General features: G+C 59.7%; 19 protein-coding genes and 1 tRNA gene. 6 read left to right on the top strand and 14 right to left on the bottom strand.

Annotated features, from left to right (window positions below; all coding sequences use genetic code 11):
• Positions 1-323 precede the first annotated feature (323 nt).
• From rirA to AC13RE_RS13380, 5 genes are all read right to left on the bottom strand, one after another.
• Positions 324-812 (bottom strand): iron-responsive transcriptional regulator RirA, encoded by a 489-nt coding sequence (gene rirA / locus AC13RE_RS13400; protein WP_132715878.1) that lies wholly within the window; start codon positions 810-812, stop codon positions 324-326.
• A gap of 119 nt (positions 813-931) precedes the next feature.
• On the bottom strand, positions 932-2,035 hold the full coding sequence (locus AC13RE_RS13395; RefSeq protein ID WP_488563271.1) for a M48 family metallopeptidase: 1,104 nt from the start codon (positions 2,033-2,035) through the stop codon (positions 932-934).
• Positions 2,007-3,074: a YjgN family protein gene (locus tag AC13RE_RS13390; protein ID WP_488563270.1), complete on the bottom strand. Its 1,068-nt coding sequence runs from the start codon at positions 3,072-3,074 to the stop codon at positions 2,007-2,009. The genes AC13RE_RS13395 and AC13RE_RS13390 overlap by 29 nt, the downstream gene beginning before the upstream one ends.
• Positions 3,075-3,302: 228 nt before the next feature.
• Complete coding sequence (locus AC13RE_RS13385; RefSeq protein WP_075855705.1) at positions 3,303-3,650, bottom strand: VOC family protein; 348 nt, start codon at positions 3,648-3,650, stop codon at positions 3,303-3,305.
• 146 nt (positions 3,651-3,796) lie between these two features.
• Positions 3,797-5,293, bottom strand: a complete 1,497-nt coding sequence (locus AC13RE_RS13380; RefSeq protein WP_488563269.1) for a CoA-acylating methylmalonate-semialdehyde dehydrogenase — start codon at positions 5,291-5,293, stop codon at positions 3,797-3,799.
• A 191-nt stretch (positions 5,294-5,484) separates the two neighbouring features.
• On the opposite strand from AC13RE_RS13380, the gene AC13RE_RS13375 reads away from it, so the two are divergent.
• Positions 5,485-6,366 carry a LysR family transcriptional regulator gene (locus AC13RE_RS13375; protein ID WP_488563268.1) on the top strand — a complete coding sequence of 294 codons (882 nt, stop codon included), beginning with the start codon at positions 5,485-5,487 and terminating at the stop codon, positions 6,364-6,366.
• A 39-nt stretch (positions 6,367-6,405) separates the two neighbouring features.
• Here AC13RE_RS13375 and AC13RE_RS13370 read toward each other — a convergent pair whose 3' ends face one another.
• A complete protein-coding gene (locus AC13RE_RS13370) occupies positions 6,406-6,612 on the bottom strand; it encodes a hypothetical protein (protein WP_015338869.1) in 207 nt (68 codons plus the stop codon).
• Positions 6,613-6,796: 184 nt separating this feature from the next.
• Here AC13RE_RS13370 and AC13RE_RS13365 point away from each other — a divergent pair, with 184 nt between their 5' ends.
• Positions 6,797-6,943 (top strand): hypothetical protein, encoded by a 147-nt coding sequence (locus AC13RE_RS13365; RefSeq protein WP_015338868.1) that lies wholly within the window; start codon positions 6,797-6,799, stop codon positions 6,941-6,943.
• Between the two features lie 52 nt (positions 6,944-6,995).
• Here AC13RE_RS13365 and AC13RE_RS13360 read toward each other — a convergent pair.
• Both AC13RE_RS13360 and AC13RE_RS13355 read right to left on the bottom strand, forming a co-directional pair.
• A tRNA-His gene (locus AC13RE_RS13360) sits at positions 6,996-7,072 on the bottom strand.
• Positions 7,073-7,289: 217 nt separating this feature from the next.
• Positions 7,290-7,736 carry a phasin gene (locus AC13RE_RS13355; RefSeq protein ID WP_015338867.1) on the bottom strand — a complete coding sequence of 149 codons (447 nt, stop codon included), beginning with the start codon at positions 7,734-7,736 and terminating at the stop codon, positions 7,290-7,292.
• Positions 7,737-7,959: 223 nt separating this feature from the next.
• On the opposite strand from AC13RE_RS13355, the gene AC13RE_RS13350 reads away from it, so the two are divergent.
• Positions 7,960-11,613, top strand: coding sequence for an ATP-binding protein (locus AC13RE_RS13350; RefSeq protein ID WP_488563267.1), 3,654 nt, complete (start codon positions 7,960-7,962; stop codon positions 11,611-11,613).
• An 18-nt stretch (positions 11,614-11,631) separates the two neighbouring features.
• Here the strand turns inward: AC13RE_RS13350 and AC13RE_RS13345 are convergent, their stop codons facing one another.
• Together AC13RE_RS13345 and AC13RE_RS13340 are read right to left on the bottom strand one after the other, a co-directional pair.
• A complete protein-coding gene (locus AC13RE_RS13345) occupies positions 11,632-12,033 on the bottom strand; it encodes a GFA family protein (RefSeq protein WP_488563266.1) in 402 nt (133 codons plus the stop codon).
• Between the two features lie 22 nt (positions 12,034-12,055).
• On the bottom strand, positions 12,056-12,706 hold the full coding sequence (locus tag AC13RE_RS13340) for a Type 1 glutamine amidotransferase-like domain-containing protein (protein ID WP_488563265.1): 651 nt from the start codon (positions 12,704-12,706) through the stop codon (positions 12,056-12,058).
• 43 nt (positions 12,707-12,749) lie between these two features.
• On the opposite strand from AC13RE_RS13340, the gene AC13RE_RS13335 reads away from it, so the two are divergent.
• A complete protein-coding gene (locus AC13RE_RS13335) occupies positions 12,750-12,944 on the top strand; it encodes a hypothetical protein (RefSeq protein ID WP_132715865.1) in 195 nt (64 codons plus the stop codon).
• A 20-nt stretch (positions 12,945-12,964) separates the two neighbouring features.
• Here AC13RE_RS13335 and chrA read toward each other — a convergent pair whose 3' ends face one another.
• Positions 12,965-14,368, bottom strand: coding sequence for a chromate efflux transporter (chrA, locus tag AC13RE_RS13330; RefSeq protein ID WP_488563264.1), 1,404 nt, complete (start codon positions 14,366-14,368; stop codon positions 12,965-12,967).
• Between the two features lie 6 nt (positions 14,369-14,374).
• Positions 14,375-15,187, bottom strand: coding sequence for a chromate resistance protein ChrB domain-containing protein (locus AC13RE_RS13325; RefSeq protein WP_488563263.1), 813 nt, complete (start codon positions 15,185-15,187; stop codon positions 14,375-14,377).
• A 373-nt stretch (positions 15,188-15,560) separates the two neighbouring features.
• On the opposite strand from AC13RE_RS13325, the gene AC13RE_RS13320 reads away from it, so the two are divergent.
• Positions 15,561-16,583 (top strand): SAM-dependent methyltransferase, encoded by a 1,023-nt coding sequence (locus AC13RE_RS13320; RefSeq protein ID WP_488563262.1) that lies wholly within the window; start codon positions 15,561-15,563, stop codon positions 16,581-16,583.
• A gap of 87 nt (positions 16,584-16,670) precedes the next feature.
• Here AC13RE_RS13320 and AC13RE_RS13315 read toward each other — a convergent pair whose 3' ends face one another.
• Both AC13RE_RS13315 and AC13RE_RS13310 read right to left on the bottom strand, forming a co-directional pair.
• Entirely contained in the window at positions 16,671-18,587 is a 1,917-nt protein-coding gene (locus AC13RE_RS13315; RefSeq protein WP_488563346.1) for a DEAD/DEAH box helicase, read from the bottom strand.
• Positions 18,588-18,943: 356 nt separating this feature from the next.
• Positions 18,944-20,896 (bottom strand): acetoacetate--CoA ligase, encoded by a 1,953-nt coding sequence (locus AC13RE_RS13310; RefSeq protein WP_488563261.1) that lies wholly within the window; start codon positions 20,894-20,896, stop codon positions 18,944-18,946.
• 164 nt (positions 20,897-21,060) lie between these two features.
• Between AC13RE_RS13310 and AC13RE_RS13305 the strand changes: the two genes are divergently transcribed.
• A complete protein-coding gene (locus tag AC13RE_RS13305) occupies positions 21,061-22,956 on the top strand; it encodes an AsmA family protein (protein ID WP_488563260.1) in 1,896 nt (631 codons plus the stop codon).
• The last annotated feature ends 16 nt before the right edge of the window (positions 22,957-22,972 follow it).

Below are 22,972 nucleotides of genomic sequence, written 5' to 3'. Positions count from 1 at the left end.
GTTATTCTTTTGAAGCCGTGGACACCACCAGAGGTTCCTATTCGGATCGCGCCGATGGAACTTTATTTTAAGTTTGAAAGCAACAAGCGCCGCCTAAAATTTTTCCAATTTCTAGAGTTTGGAAATTTTTGGACGAAAAAACCTCTGAATTGGTAATTTTCTGGCAAAAATTTGCACGCTTTTAGCAGATTCAGAACGATTTGCCGTTTTCCTCTTCCAATCCGCCAACCGCCTATTGCCCGGATAGGAGGCAATACAAACGAAAATCCGCAGCTACCGGCGGTAACTGCGGACTGAAACATGTTCGAATTTCAGAGGACCGATCAGGCGGCCGGGGCTGCAGCCACCGGCTTCTTCGCAATCGCCTTGTGATCCTTGTCGGTAAGGCCGAGGAGGAAGTTGATCTGCGGGCGCGCCTTGACGAGGTCGTCGATGGAATATTCGGTCAGAACGTCGAAGAAAGCATTGAGCGCCTTGCGCAACGCCGAGTTGAGACCGCAGCTATCGACCAACGGGCATTCCACCACGCCATCCTCGAAGCATTCCGCCATGGCGAAACTGTCTTCGGTAACACGGACGACATCGAACAGGCTGATATCGGTCGCCGGCTTGCCAAGGCGCACGCCGCCATTGCGGCCACGCACCGTTTCGACAAGGCCAGCCTTGGTCAACGGCTGCAGAATCTTAAAGAGAAACAGCTCAGATACGCTGTATGCCCTGGCGATTTCCGGAATTCGGCTCAGATGGCCTTCATTAGCGGCGCAATACATGAGCATGCGCACTGCGTAATTGGTCTGCTTGGTCAAACGCATGCCGATCTCCTGGAATCGAGGCTGCTTAGGGGCTGGCCCCGTATATAGTGGCTTTCTTAGTTTTGAACAATTCCAAAATATGAAATTCATATTCAGCTTATTTAGAAAGCCTAAGCCCTTCACCCCTTCGGCTTTCTCCCCTTCTCCTTCAGCTCCCTGGCATAATCAAGGATCGCCTGCTTGCGCTCGGGTGTCCCCGGATGGGTTGAGAGCATGCTGGTACTGCTATGATCGCCAAGCCTCGTTTCAAGGATCTCGAAGAACCGTGAGAGTGCCGTCGGATCCATGCCCGCCGCCTGCATCAGCTCGACGGAGCGGCGATCGGCCTGTGCCTCCGCTTCGCGGGAATAGGAAAGCGCAAGTAGGCCGCCGCCTTGCGTCAATAGGTCCTGAATGCCGGACCCTACGTCACCGGCTATCAAAAGCACGAGACCTGCAACACCCGCAGCACGGTAAAGCTGACGCAGGCTGTGCCTGTATTCGACGTGACCGATCTCATGGCCGAGCACGGCGGTAATCACTTCCTTATCACCGCCGGCAAGTTCGACCAGTTGATCAGTCAGAACGAGGTTTCCGTCCGGCAGCGCGAAGGCGTTTGGACCGATGAGGCCGCCATCGCGGAAATTCAAATGGTAACGGCCGGCACCACCTTCCGCATTTGCGGCTATCATGGCGAAATCATTACGAATTTCCGTCTGCTGTGCCGTCGGCAGCTTGCTGGGGCCGAAGGTCACCTGGTCCAATGTCTTCAGCGTCCCTGCGGACATCATCTCCGGCACCACGGGCGGCGTCACCAGCACCGCAACCTCCACCAAGACCGGCAGGGCATAGCGATAGATGGCCGAAGCAAGGACGATCGTCGCGAGAGCAAAGGCGATCAGACGGGGACGAACGATCTCAAGCCCATGAATGAAACCACTGCGTCCCTCGCCGCGGCTTCGCAGGTAAGCATCGACAGCGTCGTTATCGCGGGTTTCAAAAACCGATTCATTTCCGAACATAACGCGACGCGGGATGGAGCCGACGCGCGGGCTGACCTCGATATCCGAGCGGATGCCCCAGGCGAGCCGCTTGCCTTCCTCATTCTCTTCAGACGAGAGCACGATAAGGGACCCGCCGATATCCATCAGCCGGGACGGAACCTCCCGGCTGGAATGCGGCGGATGCCAGACACCCGTCGCGATCGTCTGCGGATCAGAAGCCAAAGTCGAATCCATCGACATCGAGATATTCCGCGCTGATCGCGTTGCCGGTCGAGCGGATCTGGTCGAACACGACGCCGATTTCGCCATCGATACTGATCGCCGTATGCTCCGCCAAGAAGCGCTGCATGCGCACCGCCGCCCAGGGGCGCATCAATCCGAGAGTTACCAGGGTGACAACGACATTCGAAATTGCAATCCATGCATAGCTCCGGCGACCGAGGTCGCTTCTGAGCTCATGACGATGATCGACCGTTGCGGCCGACCAGACGATGTTGCGCACCGTCGCGCGGTAATAAAGACCAGCGAATAGGTAAATCGGGAAAATAAGCACAATCATCCAATGCCACAGGCTGAGGCTGCCCATTTCCGGTCCCATCGAGTTGCTGCTGAAACCGATCGCGAAAGCGCTGACAACTCCTAATATCACGATGCTTACGATCATAATCGCGATTACGGTGACGAGGGCCTGGTAGAGCGCGCCCAATCGCGGTTCGGTCGAGAACGGCCGATCACCATAGCGCAGATTTTCGAAGATATATTTATAGAACCAGCGGCTTGCGATCGGGGACAGTAGCCCAAACGATACAATCGTTACCAGGGCGCCGAGGAAGATTGCCTTGAATGCGCCGCCATAGGTCCCGACGAAATCGAAGCGCACATTGCGATAGCTCGTGACCCGCGCATTGAACCGAAGGCCGCGCATGAGGAACCATGGGAATACCACCAGCAAGACGGGCCAGATCACCAAAACTGCCAGCGGCGCAACATGCGAAAGTACATTCAACACGAAGAAAACGCCGAACACGATCAGCCGGCCGATCAATATCTGCTTGCCCTTGGCGTGATATTCGAAACTGTGGTCCATAATGACCGTATTCCCATAGAAATACCGGTTCCGGCGGACCTTTGCCCAGGCTGAATAAATACCCAGCGTAACGATCGTCAGCAGAATATTGACGATCCAGATGCCGAAATATTCGGAGGCGTTGCCCGTAAAGGAAGCCCTTTGGAAAAAGGGCCTTCCGCCCAACGGATAGCTCTGCTCAACAACTGCCATGCTATGTTCCCCTACCCACAAGAGGACGAGCGTTCCCACGGGCGCTCCCAGTAAGCACCAGACGGTAGGCGACGTGTTGCGTGACACGTCACTCGCCTTAACATTGCATTTGAGATCAGGAAAACGACCGTCAATCAACGAAAAAATACAGGCTTACCCCACTTGAAGCGCGAGCGGGCAATTTGCCCACAAGACTGCAACCTTAATGCCACAACGGCGCGAATTCACTTATGGCGCAGACACCCAGACCGCCATTTCGCAGCCGCCCGGTTCGCGGAAATGGAACCGACGACCGCCCGGAAAATCGAAAGCCGGGCGGGTGATGACGCCGCCGGCGAATTCGACGGCACGCTGAGCAGCTTCCAGATCGGTGGTGCGCACGACGGGCAAAGGCGTGCCGGCCGCCTCCCCCGCGTCCCCGTCTATGCCGGCATCTATTCCGGCCGCCTCGATGACATGGTAAGTCGGTCCATAGCTGACAAAACTCCAGTCGAAGGCTTCCTCGAAGAAGCGGCGGGTCTTCAGGCCGTCTTTCGACGGAAATTCGAGATAGTCGATCTGATAGGTCACGGCCATCGCGCGGCCCTCCCGTTGTTCTTGTTTTGTTCTAAATGAAAACAGCGGCCCTGACAAGATGACTCCATCGAAAACAAACGCAATAAAAAAGCCGCCGTCCGAAAAAATTCCGGACGACGGCCGATGGAAGCCAATGATTGCGGTGCTTATTTCATCGTCGGCATGACGAATTCGGCGCCATCCTTGATACCGGACGGCCAGCGCGCGGTGATCGTCTTCGTGCGCGTCCAGAACTTGATGGAGTCCGTGCCGTGCTGGTTGAGGTCACCGAAGCTCGAAGCCTTCCAGCCGCCGAAAGAGTGGTAGGCGAGCGGAACCGGGATCGGAACGTTGATGCCGATCATGCCGATATTGATGCGCGAAGCGAAATCGCGAGCTGCATCGCCGTCACGGGTGTAGATGGCGACGCCGTTGCCGTATTCGTGCTTCATCGGCAGGTCGAGGGCGTCCTCGTAGTTCTTGGCGCGAACGACCGACAGAACCGGCCCGAAGATCTCGGTCTTGTAGATGTCCATCTCTGGCTTAACGTGATCGAACAGCGTGCCGCCGACGAAATAGCCGTCTTCATAACCCTGCAGCTTGAAGCCGCGGCCATCGACGACCAGCTTGGCGCCTTCTTCGACGCCACGGTCGATCAGGCCGTTGACGCGGTTATAGGCATCCTTGGTGACGAGCGGGCCCATGTCGGCCTTCTCATCGGTATAGGGGCCGATGCGCAGGGATTCGATCTTCGGAACCAGCTTTTCGACGAGACGGTTGGCCGTCTCCTCGCCGACCGGAACCGCGACCGATACCGCCATGCAACGCTCGCCGGCCGAGCCGTAGCCGGCGCCCATCAGGGCGTTGACGGCCTGGTCCATATCGGCGTCAGGCATGATGATCATGTGGTTCTTGGCGCCGCCGAAGCACTGAGCGCGCTTGCCGTTCATGGCGGCCGTGCCATAGACGTAGCGGGCGATCGGCGTGGAGCCGACGAAGGAAACGGCAGCGATATCCGGATCCGTCAGGATGGCATCGACGGCAGCCTTGTCGCCATTGACCACGTTGAGGATGCCTGCCGGCAGGCCGGCTTCGATCATGAGTTCGGCAAGGCGGATCGGCAACGACGGATCGCGCTCTGACGGCTTCAGGATGAAGGCGTTGCCGCACGCGATCGCCGGCGCGAACATCCACATCGGGATCATGCCTGGGAAGTTGAACGGCGTGATGCCGGCGCCGACACCGACCGGCTGGCGGATGGAGTACATGTCGATCGCTGGGCCAGCGCCTTCGGTGAACTCACCCTTCTGCAGATGCGGAATGCCGCAGACAAATTCGCAGACTTCGAGGCCGCGGATGATATCGCCCTTGGAATCCTCGACCGTCTTGCCGTGCTCCGAAGAGAGCAGGGTCGCCAGCTCATCCATGTTCTGGTTCAGCAGTTCGACGAACTTGAAGAAAACGCGGGCGCGGCGCTGCGGGTTGGTGGCGGCCCATTTCGGCTGCGCAGCCTTGGCATTTTCGACGGCTGCGCGCAGTTCGTCGACGCTCGCGAGCGCGACGGTTGCCTGCACTTCGCCGGTTGCCGGATTATAGACGTTGCTCGTGCGTCCGCTCGTGCCGGCGACGTGCTTGCCGCCGATGAAATGACCGATCTCACGCATGGATGTGCCTCCTCGTTTTCTTGGATGCTGACAGGATGGCACTTCAATTTGCACAAATCAATGAGCTGCTATAAGCAACCGTTGTGCAAAAATTGAAGTCCGAAAGCATGCCCGCAAAGGTGTATGGCGGTTTTTGCGATAACGACATGCGGAAGACCACAGGGATTTAAAGTGCAAGAGAGGATATGCTGGTGGATTGGGATGATGTCCGCATGTTTCTCGCCGTGGCGCGCACCGGGCAGATCCTGGCCGCTTCGAAACGGCTGGGCGTCAACCACGCCACCCTCTCCCGCCGCGTGACGACGCTGGAGGAACGGCTGAAGACGCGGCTGCTCGTGCGCCGCACCAATGGCTGCGACCTGACGGCGGAAGGAGAGATCTTCCTTCACGCGGCAGAGCGCATGGAAACGGAGATGCTGCGCGCGCAGGCAAGCGTCGGTCACCTCGACAGCGCGATCACAGGCACGGTTCGTATCGGCGCGCCCGACGGCTTCGGGGTTTCCTTTCTCGCGCCGCGGCTCGGGCGACTGATCGCCCGCTATCCGGAGCTGCGCATCCAGCTCGTGCCCGTTCCCCGCTCCTTCTCGCTGTCGCAGCGCGAGGCCGATATCGCCATCACGTTGGAACGGCCGGAGCAAGGTCGCCTGGTCTCCTCCAAGCTCACGGATTACACGCTCGGGCTCTATGCCTCGAAAGCCTATCTGGAACAGGCGGGATTGCCCGACAGCATCGAGGCGCTGAAGCTGCATCCGCGCGTCGGCTATGTCGAAGACCTGATCTTCACGGCATCGCTCAATTTTTCCGGTGAGATCATGCGCAGCTGGGACGCCTCGTTCGAGATCTCCACGGCCATCGGCCAGACGGAAGCAGTGCGTTCTGGCGCAGGCGTCGGTATTCTGCATGATTATATCGCAAGGCAGTTTCCGGAGCTCACCCGCATTCTGCCGGATGTCTCCATCAAGCGTGCCTACTGGACGACCTATCATGAGAGCGCTCGCGATCTCGTGCGTGTGCGCACTGTTGCCGACTTTTTGCAGGAACTGGTGAGCGAGGAGCGGCGGATCTTCCTGTGAATAACGCCGATGGAGGCGCCTCCGACTCGAAGGTAATGGTCACGGCATCAAGCTGCACCACCATGATGGCGCATGCGGCGGTTGAGCTTCCGCATGCTTCGGCGGCTCCTCGTTCTCGTCGGGGTTGGGCACGGGAGCTTCATCCGGCAACCTGTCCGGCTCCGGCTCTCCAATCGGCGGCTTCGGCGCCCAGCCTGGCTCCGGCATCGGAGGCGTATCGGGAATAGGCTCGTTCGGTACAGACATGCCCGCTCCTTTCGTCTGCTTGCCGATATGGACACAACGATGAGCGATGCCGACGGTTCCAAGATAATTTGGGGATGCGGGCAGCGTTTGCGATAGAGGCGCGGTTCGCCACCCTCACGCCTTGCTGCTGGACAAAGGCCGGATGAAGCCTAGTATTTTCGCGGAGAGATCAGGAGCCAGGACGATGAGCGACAAGAAGCAGCAGAAACTGGACGAGAAGGAACACAAGGAACAGGACGATTATCTGGAGGAAGCGCTGGAGGAGACTTTTCCGGCAAGCGATCCGATATCGCCCGGCCATGTCTCGAAGAAGCCTGAAGACAAGAAGTAGGCCCGCCAGGCCAAAGGCGTCGGCATCTTCTACGAACGAACCGGGGAGAAAATGGTACGGTTGGGGGGTCTCGAACCTCCGACCTCAGGTGCCACAAACCTGCGCTCTAACCAACTGAGCTACAACCGCACTTGCTCGCGTCGCCGCGAACGGGGGTGACATACGAGGACTTTGAAATTATTTCAAGTCCTATCTCCCCGCAATATGAAAAAGCTTTGCAGATATCCAAATGATGATACGCGGCCAGATACCGGCCAGGCCGGCTTCTGCTGCAAATGAAAAGTCCCGCCCCAGGCTTTTACCTGGGAACGGGACATTCGTGCCTTGGGAGGCTTGTCAGAAATGATTAGGCCTTGAAGGAGGCCATTGCCTTTTCAGCGGCGTCCTTGGCCGGCTTTGCCAGCTTTTCAGCAACCTTCTTGGTGGTGTCCTGAATGGACTTGGCCTGCTCGACGGTAACTTCGGCCTGCTTGCGGATGAAAGCGGTCTGAAGTTCGAAGAGTTCCGCAGCTGACTTGACGCGAAGCAGGGCTTCCATGTGAGCCAGCGAGCTTTCAGCATTGGTGCGCAGAACGTCGATAGCCTTGAGGCCGATTTCTACGGAACCAGCCTGTGCAGTCTGAACGGTTGCTTCAACCGTCTTGCCTGCCTCTTCGGTGGCGGCCTTTAGCTTTGCAAAGGCTTCCTTGGACTGGGCAGCGCCCTTTTCCGCGAAGTCGCGGAAGGATTCGGAGAACTTGGACGGGTCGAATGCCGCCGTTGAAAAAACGTCGTCTTTCTTTACAGTAGCCATGATTACGCTCCTAAAAGGGCCCTCTTTGAGGTGGGCCGCCGTGAACCTGTGTGAGGAGTATATAATATAAATTATTGTGCAGTGCAACATAATTGTGCGCCGCACAAGGCGTTAACCTTTCCGGCCGAAAAATGGACCGTTCGCTGGACCGAAAAGCGGGGTGCCGTTATTAATAAACCGTTAAATCACGAGAGGCGGTTACGCCCGCAAAACAGGTTGGAAAATGCCCGCAATTCAATATCCGTTCATTGACATTGCCGTGCATCCGCGCGTTCGGGAGCGTTTCGCGCGCGGTGAAGCCATGGTCATGTTCTCGACCGGCATGGACCGCGTGCTATGGGCAAACGCCGCCGGCGCCAACCTTTTCGGCTATAATATCATTTACGATTTCCTCGAGCAGGGACCGAAGTCCGGCGACATCTCGTTTCGCCAGATCGAGGCGACCGCGCGTGGCCTCGGTGCGGTCGGCGACCAGCGCACATTTCTGATCCGCATGGCTTCAGGCTTCCAGCGGGCCGTCGTCAATGCGGCTGTCGAACTCATCCGCATCCAGGCCGGCGAAGAAGCGGTGCTGTTCTCCTCTCCGGTCTCCTCAAAGCCGCTCACATCAGCCGAATGCGCCAAGCGCATGATCGATGGGTTCGACGATCCCGATACCCATATGGCCGTCATCGGCCGCGATGGCGAGATCGTTACCGCCTCAGCCGGCTTCAGGACGCTTGGCGTAACGCCGCAGACCGCGCGGATGATGACGACCATGGCCGGCGCACAGTCGGATCGGCTGATCAAGCGACCGATCCCGACCGGGCGTGGTTATCTGCCCGCCGCCATCGGCAAGCTCTCCGAAATCCCGGCCCTACACCTGCTGTTCGTCGTCGAAACGGTGCTTGGCCATCTCGACCCGACGGAAAGCCTTGCCGACGAAGGCCGCTCCGCTGCGGCCAGCGAACCGCAGGCGGAGGAAACCCGCAAGGAGCTCGAGGCAGCAGTGCCGGATGAGGAGCCGAAGCCCGCGCCCGCCGCACCCTTCGGCGACATCATCGATGCGGTGGCTGAGATCGAGGAACTGGACGAGACACCGGAATATCGCGAGGACGAGCAACAGGAGGTGGCCCCGGCCGCCGGAAGCTCGAGCGAAGCCGGAACGGAAGCGGCTGCCGATGCGGATATCGCGACCGACGCAATGGCCGAAACCGAAGCTCACGCCGATGAGCATCAGCCGGAAACCGTGAAGGACGGCGGAGACAATGCTGCCGCAGAGGCGACGGCAGCTGCAGAGCCGTCTTCGCGGGAAGCCCATGCAGATACCGAAAACACGCCCGCACAAGGCTTCAATTTCAAGCGCAACGGACGCGCCACCCGTTTCGTCTGGAAGATCGATGCCGCCGGCCATTTCAGCGAGGTTTCGCGCGAATTTGCCGATGCGGTGGGGCCGCATGCCGCCCAGATAGCCGGCACGGCGTTTGTCGATGTGGCCCGCCGTTTCAATCTCGATCCGGACGGCAAGATCGCGGAACTATTGGCGCGGCGCGACACATGGTCCGGCCGCACGATCTACTGGCCGGTGGAAGGGACGAGCCTGACCGTGCCGGTCGACCTTGCCGCCCTGCCGACCTATACGCGCAGCCGCGAATTCGATGGCTTCAGGGGCTTTGGCGTCGTCCGCCTGGCGGATGCCGTCGAAGATCCGATGAAGCGCGGCATGGCTCTCAGCACGCAGGTGGCTGACGACGCTGCGACCGATGCCGAAATGCCCCTGGAAGCAGAGGCGGTATCGAACGAGTCTCTCGCCCCCGAAGTTGAAACCCCTCCGACGACAGAAGAAATAGAGAGCTCCGCTCAGGATAGCGTGGAAGCCGACCTGGCTCCCACTTACGAACCGCCCGCCCTGCGAATTTCCGAGACGCCGAACCGTCGAGAGTCGGACAAGGTCGTTCGCCTGCATGAGCGCCGGACATTGGCGCAAACCGGCCTTTCACTCAGCGAACAGGCAGCCTTCCGCGAAATAGCCCGCCAGCTTGAACCTCTGGGCAAACGCGCGGAACCGTCTGGGGAGCAGCCCGGTGACGAACCGCATGAGGACGGTACCGACACCCCGCCGCAACCGAATGCGGCAGACGAGATCCTTTCCGAGACCTCCGAAACGGGCGGTGAAAATGGCCAAGTCGACGACCAGCAGCCGGCTATACCAGGTGTAGAAGAAAAAGCATCGCCGCCGGTCGTGACGTTCATTGAAGCGGCGGATGATAACAGCCCGAAAACGGCTGACGAGGCCACCACCGAAGTTGCGCCGGCAGCAGCCGAGCCGGAGGAAGATTTCGACCCCCTCGATGTCCTGAACAACGCCATTCCGTCACGCGTGAAGATGCGCACGGGCCTGTCGTCCGACATCGTCGACCAGCTGCCGCTCGCGATCCTCATCCACGCCGGTGACCGCCTGATCCACGGCAATCCGGAATTCCTACGGCTGACCGGCTATGACAGCCTCGATGAACTCGAACAGGTCGGCGGGTTGGATGCGCTGCTGCAGCGCAATGACCTGGAAGGCAAGACCGAGCAGCCCGGCGCGATGATGGTGGTGCGCGCCGACGATGCGCTGGTGCCGGTGACGGCCCGGCTGCAGTCGATCCGGTGGGAAGACGGCACAGCCTTGATGTTGGCGTTGATGCCGGTGGAAAAAAGCGAGCCGCCCGCACCGCCGCCACAGCCAATTCCTGAAGAAGCCCGCCCGGAACGCATCCTCGAAAAGGTCGCCAAGTTGCAGGTGGAGATCGAGGAGCTGCGCTCGACGCTGGAAACGGCAACCGACGGCGTAATCATCATCGGCCAGGACGGTGAGATCCGCTCGATGAACCGCTCGGCAAGCGCCCTCTTCAATTACGACGATCAGGAAACCCGCGGCAAACCTTTCGTGATGCTTTTTGCGCATGAAAGCCAGAAGGCGGTGCTCGATTATCTCGGCGGCCTTTCGGGCCATGGCGTCGCCAGTGTGCTGAACGACGGCCGCGAGGTGATCGGCCGCGAGGCCTCCGGCGGCTTCGTGCCGCTGTTCATGACCATGGGCCGGCTGAACTCGTCGAACGGCTATTGCGCCGTCATCCGCGACATCACGCAATGGAAACGCACCGAAGAAGAGCTGCGCAACGCCAAGCGCGCCGCGGAAACCGCCAATGCCCACAAGACGGATTTCCTTGCCCGAGTGAGCCATGAAATCCGCACGCCGCTCAATGCCATCATCGGCTTTTCCGACATGATGGCCGGCGAGCGCTTCGGGCCGATCGGTCACTCACGCTACATCGAATATGCCACCGATATCGGCCGCTCCGGCCGCCACGTGCTCGACATCGTGAACGACCTTCTCGATATCTCGAAGATCGAAGCCGGCGAGATGGACCTGGATTTCGCCTCGGTCGGCCTGAACGAAGCGATTACCGAAGCGGTGTCGCTTGTGCAGCCGCAAGCCAACAGCCAGCGCGTCATCATCCGCACCGCTCTGTCGCAAGCCGTGCCGAATGTCGTCGCCGACCTGCGCTCGATCAAGCAGATTGCGCTGAACATCCTTTCGAATGCCATCCGCTTCACGCCATCGGGCGGCCAGATCGTCGTGTCGACTGCGTATGAGGGCAATGGCAGCGTTGTCCTGCGCATCCGCGATACCGGCGTCGGCATGACGCGCTCGGAGCTGGAGCAGGCGATGAAGCCCTTCCGGCAGGTGTCCACCAATTCCCGCAAGCGCGGCGATGGCACGGGCCTGGGACTGCCTCTGACCAAGGCGATGGTCGACGCCAACCGGGCGACTTTCTCGATCAACTCGGCTCCGAACGAAGGCACGCTGGTCGAGATCACCTTCCCCTCGCCACGGGTATTGGCGAATTGAGATGATCTCGGCGTGCCGTCAAAACCAGAGATCGCGCACGCATCGCCCGTCGGAAGGAAGGTCTTCAAACGTGTCAAGCCCATCGAAGTGATCGATCGGCAGGTCGGCAACGAGATCCGGCGGCGCCAGCCGAACATTGACCGCCATGCGCCGGCGGCCATCCTTTTGCAGCCTCAGGCCGCGCCAGCTCACCACGCAGGCGCAGGACGGGCAGAACAGTATTTCGAGAGACGGCCTGTCCTTGCCGGCGCGGGTATAGGAGGCAGTCTGGCCCGTGACGGAGACCCGCTCTCCTTCGTAATCGTAGGCCCATAGCGTGCCGTAACGCCGGCAGAGCGTACAGTTGCAGGCGGTAATCGAGCCTGGATCGCCTTCGAGCGTCCAGCCCGCCTTGCCGCAATGACACGAGCCGATCAGCATGGTTTACTTTACCTAAAGTGCTTTAGGAGTCTTGCGAAAGGACCAGTCCGTCGAGAGTGATGTCGTTTGCGTGCCTGACCTCGCCGTCTGCGATCCAAACAGGTTTTCCGATACAATCCGCCCGTCCGTTCGAAACGACAATGCCATCCCCATCATTGCAGGCCAGAATTGGTCGGTTCGTGAACTTGCTGTAACGGATAAGCTCGTTGAGATAGCTTGCCTTTTCGTTCAGGTGCGGAAAGAATTCGAATGGCACGAGGTCGAGCGCCGTTTCCTTGACCAGAGCTTCCGGCATTTCACCTGTGAACAGGGCGTCGGTGGCAATCGTCGGTGTCATGAGAATGGCGCCGGCGCTGGTCCCAATCAAAACACCGCCGCCGAGCGCCCAATCTCTCAGAAGCGAGAGCATCCCGCTTCGTCGCAGCCGCTGTAGATATTCAGCAGTGTGACCACCCGTCAGATGAATGCCATCGCACGCGAAAAGCGCTTCTCTGTCTTCGATAGCCCTCGACCCTTCCGGATCATAGAACAGCGACACCTCTATACCGTGGATATTATAATATTGCCTACGGTCGTTAAAAAAGCGCCGGTCCGGTTCAGGGCCAGATGGAATGTATCCGATCCGGTTTCCCAATTTGAGAGCAGCCATCATTGACAGAAGCTTGAGGTCCACTCTTCTGTTCTCAGGTATTATTTGATCACTATAAAAGACTAGATTGACCATACTGGATTCCAACGGAAGGGTGATCGAGCCTTCCACAGTGTGCGGCGAAACAGGCACTATTAAAACTGCCGCCAGTCTTCATTCCAAGCACGATCTGCAGAACTTGCACCTGTCGAGCGCTAAAATGGCGATGTTAGTCGGGTTGGCAGTAGCGCTGATGGGCATTTGGCTGCCCTTGCGCGATTGAGGACGCCAATGCGTCTGCCGTCAGGAAACGAAGACAGTCCAGCCAACGCCCAAAGCTGCAGATGCCAATAAGGTCGATATCACCGACATCTTCAGGCGAAATATGGCGATGGCGGCAAGCAAGGTCAGCACTAGCGAGGGCAATGAAAGCGAGGTCAGAACGGGCACATCCATCGTCCACGAACCATAGGCCAAGCTTGTGGTCTGACCGAACAGCACATGCAGCCCGAACCAAATCGCGAGATTGAGGATGACGCCCACTACAGCTGCCGTTATCGCAGACATGGCACCGGTCAGCGCGACATTGCCGCGCATCTTCTCGATGAACGGCGCACCTGCAAAAATCCAAAGGAAGCTCGGCAGAAAGGTGACCCACGTTGTCAGCATGGCAGCGAAGGTCGCCGCCGCAAGGGGGCTAAGGGTGCCGGGATTGCGATAACCCGCCAGGAAACCAACGAACTGCGTGACCATGATCAGCGGTCCCGGGGTCGTTTCCGCCATTCCCAGACCGTCCAGCATCTCGCCCGGTCGCAGCCAACCCAATTGCTGGACGGCCTCTTGTGCAACATAAGCCAGCACGGCATAGGCGCCCCCAAAGGTTACGATTGCCATCTCGCTGAAGAATATCGCGATTTTGGAAAAGACATTGTCGGGGCCGAGCGTCATCACGAGGGCCGCAACCGGAATGAGCCATGCGGCCGCCAGCACACCCGAGGTCTTCAGAGACCAGGCGAGGTTTGGTCGAGCGTGCAAAGGGATCTCCTCGCCAAGAACGGAGTCCTTGTCTTCCAGAATTGTCCCGGAGCCCGACTTGTGCCCGCCGCCCATCTTGAAGGCGGCAACCCCTGCCCGAGAGGCCAGGTAGCCGATAAGCCCGGCTCCAACGATGATGACGGGGAACGGAACATGCAGGAAGAAGATCGCCACGAAGGCAGCGGCGGCCAAAGCAACCATAGCCCTGCTCTTGAGGGCTCGGCTCCCGATGCGAAAGACCGCCTGAACGACGACCGCCAGCACGGCGCATTTGAGCCCGAAGAACATCCCTTCGATAAAGGTCAGGTTTCCGAACAGGACATAAACGTAACTGAGCGCGAGAATTGCCAGGAAGCCCGGCAGGACGAACAGAATGCCGGCGATCATCCCACCCAGGGTCCTGTTCAGCAGCCAGCCGATATAGATTGCAAGCTGATGCGCTTCTGGGCCCGGCAGCAACATGCAGTAGTTCAGGGCATGAAGGAACCTGTGCTCTCCTACCCATTTCTTCTCGTCGACAACGATGCGGTGCATGACGGCGATCTGCCCAGCCGGTCCGCCGAAACTCAGGGCGGCGACGCGGATCCAGACCTTAATGGCCTCATGGAGGGGAACGATGTCCCGATCAGCCGCGCTTGATCGCTCGGCTACATTTTTTGCGAGGTCGGTCATAGTCTCTTACATCTTCCTCGGATTTGGCCAATTGTGCGTCTCTTCCGTCGCATCACGACACCAGCGATAGAAGGCATCGTAAAGCGCCATGCCGGCTTCCAACTGCTGCAGGTCGTCGTTGAACATTCGCGAAAGCCCAAGCGAGGCCGCAAGCAGCCCCGGCACTTCCGGTGCCAAGTCCGGCCGGGCGGTATCGGCGCCCCGAACGATGGTTGCAAGATGAAGGAGAGGTTCTGTGCCGAAACCGAATTCCTCGATCATGACATCGAAGGTGCACAGCTCGCCGCGATGGCTCCAGAAGACATCCTCTATATCGAATGGTGTCGCTTTAAAGCGATCGCCGACGGCCGAAACTTCGGTTGCGGGAACGAACAGGAAGATTGCTGACGGATCGATGAAGCGCCGGATCAGCCATGGGCAAGCGATACGATCGATCTTCGGCCGTGCCCTCGTTACCCATACGGTCCGCCCCTTGGCATCGCGGGGAGGCAGCTTTTCCTCGGCGACCAGCATGTACTTCGCGCTGCGCCACGCTTCGAACCCGCCTTCGAGGACCTCCGCCTCCTTTCCCACGACGCGCAGATGGGCAGCAACTCCGTGGGCGAGTTTCTGTCCTTTCTGACAGAGAATGATGGCAGGCCCCGCCAGTTCGCTCGCCCAGTCGGCTACCCTTCGATAGTCGCGACGACTGGAGCCGGGAATAAGACGAGGATCAGCGGCGAAATCCTCGTCATTACGGACATCGATAATCGCAGGCAAATTGGGCGTGCCGATAATGCGATTGAGCTTGTCGGGTGTAATTTCCAGAAATGACGGCATAGCGCGTCCTCCGTTGGCTCGGTTTCACGGACGCGATTCTTCAGCCGTAGCCTCGTGGGGTGATCGCAGCCCCATGATCAATTTTCTGCCTGACGTGCTTTAAATGTCAAGCCGAATAACCGCGTGCCGCACCGGGCAAACATTCCTCGGCTTCCGCAACCACTTGCAAATTGATCGTAACGTCGCGGTTGTCGTGAAGTTCTGTCGCGACGATGGGAGGTCCCGACGACGTCAACCGCGCCGACGGCCAAGAATATCTGATGTATCTTCTTAGTATTATCGATGGCAAACTTAAACTCAGGCGCCTTCTGTGAGATAATTCATCCTTGCGACCGACTATTCCGGTCGGTCATTGGGCACATAGGGGGATCCAATGTCATCGACGGCAGTAGAAGCAGACGTAGGCGAAGTTTCGCCCAATCTAGTGGTCGATGCGATGTTTGCGTGCCGAAAGACGGCCGCCATCGTAGCCGCCATAGAACTCGATCTTTTTACCTTGATTGGCGACGGCAGCAATGCAGCATCCCTGGCGGCCGCAACAAATGCAGCCGAAAGAGGCGTGCGCATTCTGTGCGACTATCTCGTTGTGAACGGCTTTCTCACGAAAACAGGCAATCAATATGCTCTGACCGCATCCAGCCGAGTTTTCCTCGACCGGCATTCACCAGCCTATATGGGCGGGGCCATCGAATTCCTGGCCGCCCCGGAGATCCTCAAGCAGATCCTGGACGATCCGTCTTCCTATGTCCGCAACGGCGGGTCCATTGGATTGGCAAACATGTCTCCGGACAATCCGGTGTGGGTGAAATTTGCTCGCGGCATGGGCTCGTTCACTGGCGGCAGCGCGATCGGCCTCGCCACCGAAATGGCCAACTTGCCCATGCAGCCAAGGAAGATACTCGATATCGCCGCAGGGCACGGGCTTTTCGGGATCGAGATGGCGAAGGCTTTTCCTTCGGCCGAGATCGTTGCGGTCGATTGGGGCTCCGTTCTGGAATTGGCCAAACGTAATGCGCAGCAATTTGGCGTCGCCGAACGCTACAAGGTCATTGCCGGCAGCGCATTCGAAGTCGACTGGGGCACGGACTATGATCTTATCCTGCTGCCGAACTTCCTGCATCACTTCGACCTGGAAACTTGCGCCGAATTGCTTAGGAAGAGCCGGGCTACCTTGAGCGCCGAGGGCAAGGTGGTTGCGGTGGACTTCGTGCCCAACGACGATCTCGTATCGCCGCCCTTCCCAGCCGCTTTCTCATGGGAGATGCTGGCCAGTACGCCAAAAGGCGAGGCCTACACGCAGAAGGGCCTGACCGAGATGGCTAGGCGTGCCGGTTTTCATAATGTGAGGGTAAAGCCACTACCACCATCGCCGGCAAGCTTGATCTTCTTCGAGTAGCGGTGCCCGGAGTACCCGTCTCCTCTTGCCGGGGATGCGGAGATAGTGCCAAGGGGGCTACCGCCCCCTTGAACTCAGAGATAGAAATTATTCCCCCTGAACGCGCGCGGCCTTGCGCTTGGCCCTCGAATTCGGCTTGCCTGCTGACGGCCCGTCGTTCTTGGCGAAGCCCGGTTTTCCGGGCTTTTTCGCCCAGGGCTTCTTGTCGGAACGCTCGGAAACGCTGCCCTCGCCTGCATTCGCTCGCTCCGGCTTACGGTCGGACTTCCATTTCGCCTTCGGGCCGTCATTCGAACGCGGTCCCTTCTCAGCGAAGGGCTTCTTCTTTGCGAAGCCGCCTTCCCGCTTGGCCTGGAAATCCGGCATGCCGGCGAGCGGTTTGACCCTGATGCCGCGCTCCAGGGTCTTGTCAGGGCCGATGGCCGCGAGGAAGCGCTCAAAACTTTCCGTCGAGAGCTCGACGAAGGTTTCCTCAGGCTGCATCTTGATGGCACCGATGTCGCGCTTGGTCAGATTGCCGTTGCGGCAGAGCATGGGGATCAGCCAGCGCGGCTCGGCATTCTGCTTGCGTCCGACAGAGAGCGATACCCAGAGACCATCGGTGAAGTCGTTGCGCCCAGCAGACGAGCCCTCATCGCGAGGTGTGACCGGGAAATCGTCGCGGCGGGGCTTTCGGCGCTCGCCTTCGGCCGGCACGTCCTGCAATTCCTCGGGCGCGGAATGGCCGGCGCGATATTGCCGTAGGAATGCGGCAGCAACCTGCTCGGCGCCGTGGCGCTCCAGCAGCTGCCGGACGATCGACTCCTCGTCTTCGGCAAGCGGCGCTTCAAAGACCGGATCAGCGAGAAGACGCTCGTCGTCGCGCTGGCTCACTTCATCGGCTGACGGCGGCTTTGCCCAGGTGGCGCGGATGCAGGCTGCTTCCAGCAGGCGTTCGGTGCGGCGGCGGGCGCTGAGCGGCACGATGAGGGCGCTGACGCCCTTGTTGCCGGCGCGGCCGGTGCGGCCGCTGCGATGCAGCAGTGTGTCCGGATTGGTCGGCAGGTCCGCATGGATGACCAGTTCCAGGCCCGGCAGATCGATGCCGCGGGCGGCCACGTCGGTGGCGATGCAGACGCGGGCGCGGCCGTCGCGCATGGCCTGCAGGGCGTGGGTGCGCTCGTTCTGGCTAAGCTCACCTGAGAGCGCAACAACCGAAAAGCCACGATTGTTGAAGCGAGCCGTCAGGTGATTGACGGCAGCACGCGTCGAGCAGAAAACGATGGCATTGCGCGCCTCATAATAGCGCAGCACGTTGATGATGGCGTTTTCCCTGTCGCTCGGCACGACGGTCAGCGCGCGATAATCGATATCGACATGCTGCTTGGCCTCAGAGGCGGTGGCGATGCGGACGGCGTCGCGCTGATAGTTTTCGGCGAGCTTGGCGATCGAACGCGGCACGGTGGCGGAAAACATCAGCGTGCGACGATCAGACGGCGCGGATTCCAGAATGAACTCCAGATCCTCGCGGAAACCGAGATCGAGCATCTCGTCGGCCTCGTCGAGTACGACGGCCTTGAGTTCGGAGATATCGAGCGAATTGCGGCGGATGTGATCGCAGAGACGCCCCGGCGTGCCGACGACGATGTGGGCTCCGCGTTCCAGTGTCCGCCGTTCCGTGCGCATATCCATGCCGCCAACGCAGGAGGCGATCGTGGCGCCCGTGAGCCCATAGAGCCATTCCAGCTCGCGCTGGACCTGAAGCGCCAGTTCGCGGGTCGGTGCAATCGCCAGCGCCAGCGGCGCGCCGGCGCGGCCGAAACGTTCCGCGCCATCAAGCAGGCCGGGCGCCAGCGCCAGGCCGAAGGCAACCGTCTTGCCCGAGCCGGTCTGGGCCGAGACAAGCGCATCCTTGCCGGCCAGGCCCGGATCGAGCATGGCCTTTTGCACCGGCGTCAGCGTTTCGTAACCGCGCTTCGCCAAAGCCTGGGCAATCGCAGGAGCGATGCCTTCGAATTCAGTCATCATCTGTCTTTCGGAATTCTTCGCGCGCCATAAGGCGGCGATCATCGTGGCTCGCACGTCGCGAACCTCTTCTTCACGCGTGCACATACTTGCTCAAGGCGGCAATGTACAGAGCAGACGCGTTTTCGTGCGGGGCGAAACGAAAAAAAGGCAGCGAATCGCGCTGCCTTTGAAGTTTATGCTGTCGAAAAGCCAGCTCGAGTCGGGGAACTTCATGTCTCGGGCGCCGAGAGTGGCTCCAATCCGCTCCAGCTCATGCGAACGGTCTCAAGTTGGCCTTTACTTTTGACCAAGCTTTCTTAACGCGAGGTTAGCAAACGATGGTCATCGTTTGCCCGTCGGTTTTAAGGCTCACCTTAACTTTTGAGTTCTTCCAGCCCGGCGAAGAGATCGAGCGCTTCCGGATTGGCGAGTGCTTCCTTGTTCTTGACCGGACGGCCGTGCACCACCTCGCGTACCGCAAGCTCGACGATCTTGCCGGATTTCGTGCGGGGGATATCCGTAACCGCGATGATCTTGGCCGGCACATGGCGCGGCGAGGCGCCGGTGCGGATGCGGGTTTTCATCGCCTTAACCAGGTCTTCGGTCAGGGCGACGCCGGCGGCAAGGCGAACGAAAAGCACCACGCGGACGTCATCGTCCCAATCCTGACCGATGCAGAGCGCCTCCAGAACCTCGGGAATCTGCTCGACCTGATTGTAGATCTCGGCCGTGCCGATGCGCACGCCGCCGGGATTGAGTGTGGCGTCGGAGCGGCCGTGAATGATGAGGCCGCCATGCTCTGTCCACTCCGCGAAATCGCCATGGCACCAGATATTGTCGAAGCGCTCGAAATAGGCGGCGCGATATTTGGCACGCTCGGGATCATTCCAGAACATGACCGGCATGGAGGGGAACGCCTTGGTGCAGACGAGCTCGCCCTTCTCGCCGCGCACCGGCTTGCCTTCATCGTTCCAGACATCGACGGCGAGGCCGAGGCCCGGCCCCTGGATCTCGCCGCGCCAGACCGCTTGCAGCGGGTTGCCGAGCACGAAGCAGGAGACGATATCGGTACCGCCGGAAATGGAGGCGAGCTGGATATCGTCCTTGATGCCTTCATAGACGAAGGTGAAGCCCTCGGGCGACAGCGGCGAGCCCGTGGAGGTCATCAGCCGCAGGCTCGAAAGATCGTGAGAGGTCTTCGGCGTGAGGCCGCTCTTATGGACGGCGTCGATATATTTGGCCGAGGTGCCGAACAGCGCGAATTTCTCTTCCTGCGCATAGTCGAACAAAATGTTGCCATCGGGCGCGAAGGGCGATCCGTCGTAGAGGCAGAGCGTCGCGCCGGCGGCAAGGCCGGTCACCAGCCAGTTCCACATCATCCAGCCGCAGGTGGTGAAGTAGAAAACCTTCTCACCCGGCACGACGCCGCAATGCAGGCGATGCTCCTTGAGGAGCTGCAGCAGCGCGCCGCCGGTCGAATGCACGATGCACTTCGGGACACCCGTCGTGCCCGAGGAAAACAGGATGAAGAGCGGATGGGAGAAGGAGACGGGCTCAAACTCGACCGCTTTCGCCTCGAAGGGGGCAACCAGATCGTCGAGGGTTCGCCCGCCCGGCGTTGCCGCCACGACCGCCTCGGCATTGCCGGCATAGGGCACGATGACGGTGGGCGCTTTCAGGCGCTGAGCGATGGCGCTGACCTTTGCAGTGACATCCTGCAGCTTGCCGCCATACCAATATCCACTGCAGGCAATGAAGAGCTTCGGCTCGATCTGGCCGAAACGATCCATAACGCCCTGTTCGCCGAAATCCGGTGAACAGGAGGACCAGATTGCGCCGATCGACGCGGCCGCCAGCATGCAGGCAATGGTCTCAGGCATGTTCGGCATCATGGCCGCCACGCGGTCTCCCTTGCCGATGCCCTCGGCGCGGTAGGCCTGCTGCAGGCGAGATACCATCGCGGCCAGCCGGTCCCATGACCAACGATCACGCACCTTGTCCTCGCCCCAGAAGACCAGCGCATCGCCCTCGCCGCTTCGCGACAATAGGTTTTCGGCGAAGTTCAGCTCGGCATCGGGAAAGAAGCGGGCATCCAGCATGACATCGCCATGGATCAGCGCCCGCTCACCGCGCTTGCCCTTCACGCCGCAGAAATCCCATACCGCCGACCAGAAGTTTTCACGATCGGCGATGGACCAGGCATGGAGGCCGGCAAAATCTGCCAGCGAGAGGCCGAAGCGGCGATTGCACTCCTGCATGAAGGCAAACATCGGGCTCTGGTTGCGAAATTCCTCCGACGGCGTCCAGAGCGGCTGCTGATCCTGCATATTTCTCTCCCCGCTTTTCGCTCTATATAGCGATGTTGCAGCGCATTATAAAACATGGTGTTGTGGGCATTGCCAGTGCGTGATGTTTGCATCGGGCAAACATTTCCTATATCCGGCAAACTCAGGCAGACTATCCCTATCAGTTCAAGAGTCTCCTCGGGATCATGAGAGCTTCGAAAAACAACAAGTGGCGGTTGACGATGCGTTCGGCCTCGCGCTGGCTGCCTGCCTTTGCTCGCACGACCGGCCTCATTCTTCTCACGATCCTCATCGTGTTCGCTGTCTTCAGAGCGACTGCACCTTTCCTGATTTCAAGCGGCCTGGTGCGCTCCGGCATCGAGAAGGCACTTTCGGAATGGACGGGATATCGCGCCCAGATCGAAGGCGACCCGACACTTGATTTCTGGCCGACGCCACGCGTGACGCTCAACCAGGTCACCATCCGCGAACCGTCGAGGAACGGCAAGGTCCTTGGCCACGTCGATAGCCTCTCCGCGGATTTCTCGCTGTGGTCGGCGATCCGCGGGCACGCGCATTTCCACGAATTCCATTTCCTGCGCCCGACCCTTTACATCCGCCGCGACGAGAATGGCCTGATCGACTGGACGAACGAAGGCCGGCTTTCCAAGGCGATCGAGCAGGCGGGGGCCACCTCCGGCGACGGCATGCGGATGAGCAAGGAACAGGACGCGGCCATCGGCATGCTGACAATCGAGGACGGCAGCGTTGAGATGACCGACGAGCACAGCGGCAATATCTATAAGCTCAACGCCGTCAACGCCGACATCGCATGGCCACGACTTTCCCAGTCGCTGAGCGCCGTTATCCTTGCCCGCTTCAACGGTCAGGACATCAAGCTGAATTTCGATTCGACGCAGCCCCTGCTGTTCTTCGCCGGCAAGAATGTGAACACCACGACCAGCTTCGTCTCGCCGCTGATCAACTGGACCTATACCGGCATCACCAGCATAGCGGACTTTTCGGCGCTTTCGGGCAATCTGGATCTGAACGTGCCGAACGTTCCCTCCTTCATCGCCTGGAGCGGTCAGCGCCTGCCGGCAGCAGATGCCCTCAAGAATATCTCGCTCACCGCAAACATCGCAGCGATCGAAAACGGCCTGCGCTTCAACAATCTGAGCTTCAAAGTCAACGATTCCGCTGCCTCCGGCATCATGGACCTGAACTACACAAAAGCGGGCAAACCGAAGATTTCCGGCACGCTGGCGTTCGATCAGATGAACCTCAATCCCTTCCTGGCCGCCTTCTCCATGCGCCTTGCGGCTGAAACCGCCATCGATGCGCTGCTGAATGGCAACCCGCTGCAGCGGCTCGATCTCGACCTGCGGCTATCATCGAACAAGGCGGCTCTCGGCCCCTTCCAGTTCGATGATATCGGCGCCAGCCTGCTGGTGTTAGGCGGCAAGGCGAAATTCGATATAGGCGACAGCGGCTTCGAAAATGGTTCCCTGACCGCGCATCTTGAGGTCGCGCCGGGCGATTTCGACGGCGGCGGCAAATTGCAGATATCGATCCGAAATGCCGATTTCGGTGGGCTCTTCACGCGCCTGAAGCTGATTGGCCCGCTGCCTATGCCTTCATCGGCCTCTCTGGATCTTGCGCTCAGCACTTCGAAGCCGATCTGGGTTGCCACGCTCAGCGACGTCGCCGGCACGCTGCACTTCGCTTCGTCGGCAGGGTCGTTTCGCCAATTCAATCTCGCCACCTTCCGGACGCTTGCCGCCCAGAAGGCATTCTTCCGGATGAGCGACATCGCCGACTCGTCTTTCGACTTCGACAGCATCAACGCGGATGCAAGTTTTGCCAAAGGCTCCGCCGAGGTACAGAACGCAACCGTTACGGGCCGCAACGAAACGATCACCTTCAACGGCGTGGTTCCGTTCCGCACCAACGGGCTGGCCCTCTCCGGCGCGATCGAGGCGACCTCACCATCCGATGCCGACGAATTGCCGATGCTGCCCTTCTTCATTGGCGGCAGTTGGCCGAACCCGGTGATTTCGCCGGTCGCAACGCTTCTGCAAAAGCCGATACCACAGCCGTAATTCTTCACGCCGTTTG

It is taken from the genome of Martinezella sp. CNPSo 3959 (assembly GCF_057784355.1).
Note: the sequence above shows the minus strand (reverse complement) of the source record. Positions and strands in the feature narration are given on the sequence as shown.

Coding starts and splice junctions, on each gene's coding strand:
- AC13RE_RS13365 (WP_015338868.1), top strand. CDS start 6,797: ATGAGCGACAAGAAGCAGCAGAAACTGGACGAGAAGGAACACAAGGAA.
- AC13RE_RS13355 (WP_015338867.1), bottom strand. CDS start 7,736: ATGGCTACTGTAAAGAAAGACGACGTTTTTTCAACGGCGGCATTCGAC.
- AC13RE_RS13350 (WP_488563267.1), top strand. CDS start 7,960: ATGCCCGCAATTCAATATCCGTTCATTGACATTGCCGTGCATCCGCGC.
- AC13RE_RS13315 (WP_488563346.1), bottom strand. CDS start 18,587: ATGACTGAATTCGAAGGCATCGCTCCTGCGATTGCCCAGGCTTTGGCG.
- AC13RE_RS13305 (WP_488563260.1), top strand. CDS start 21,061: ATGAGAGCTTCGAAAAACAACAAGTGGCGGTTGACGATGCGTTCGGCC.
- AC13RE_RS13395 (WP_488563271.1), bottom strand. CDS start 2,035: ATGTCGATGGATTCGACTTTGGCTTCTGATCCGCAGACGATCGCGACG.
- AC13RE_RS13370 (WP_015338869.1), bottom strand. CDS start 6,612: ATGTCTGTACCGAACGAGCCTATTCCCGATACGCCTCCGATGCCGGAG.
- AC13RE_RS13380 (WP_488563269.1), bottom strand. CDS start 5,293: ATGCGTGAGATCGGTCATTTCATCGGCGGCAAGCACGTCGCCGGCACG.
- AC13RE_RS13345 (WP_488563266.1), bottom strand. CDS start 12,033: ATGCTGATCGGCTCGTGTCATTGCGGCAAGGCGGGCTGGACGCTCGAA.
- AC13RE_RS13390 (WP_488563270.1), bottom strand. CDS start 3,074: ATGGCAGTTGTTGAGCAGAGCTATCCGTTGGGCGGAAGGCCCTTTTTC.
- chrA (WP_488563264.1), bottom strand. CDS start 14,368: ATGACCGACCTCGCAAAAAATGTAGCCGAGCGATCAAGCGCGGCTGAT.
- AC13RE_RS13385 (WP_075855705.1), bottom strand. CDS start 3,650: ATGGCCGTGACCTATCAGATCGACTATCTCGAATTTCCGTCGAAAGAC.
- AC13RE_RS13320 (WP_488563262.1), top strand. CDS start 15,561: ATGTCATCGACGGCAGTAGAAGCAGACGTAGGCGAAGTTTCGCCCAAT.
- AC13RE_RS13325 (WP_488563263.1), bottom strand. CDS start 15,187: ATGCCGTCATTTCTGGAAATTACACCCGACAAGCTCAATCGCATTATC.
- rirA (WP_132715878.1), bottom strand. CDS start 812: ATGCGTTTGACCAAGCAGACCAATTACGCAGTGCGCATGCTCATGTAT.
- AC13RE_RS13310 (WP_488563261.1), bottom strand. CDS start 20,896: ATGCAGGATCAGCAGCCGCTCTGGACGCCGTCGGAGGAATTTCGCAAC.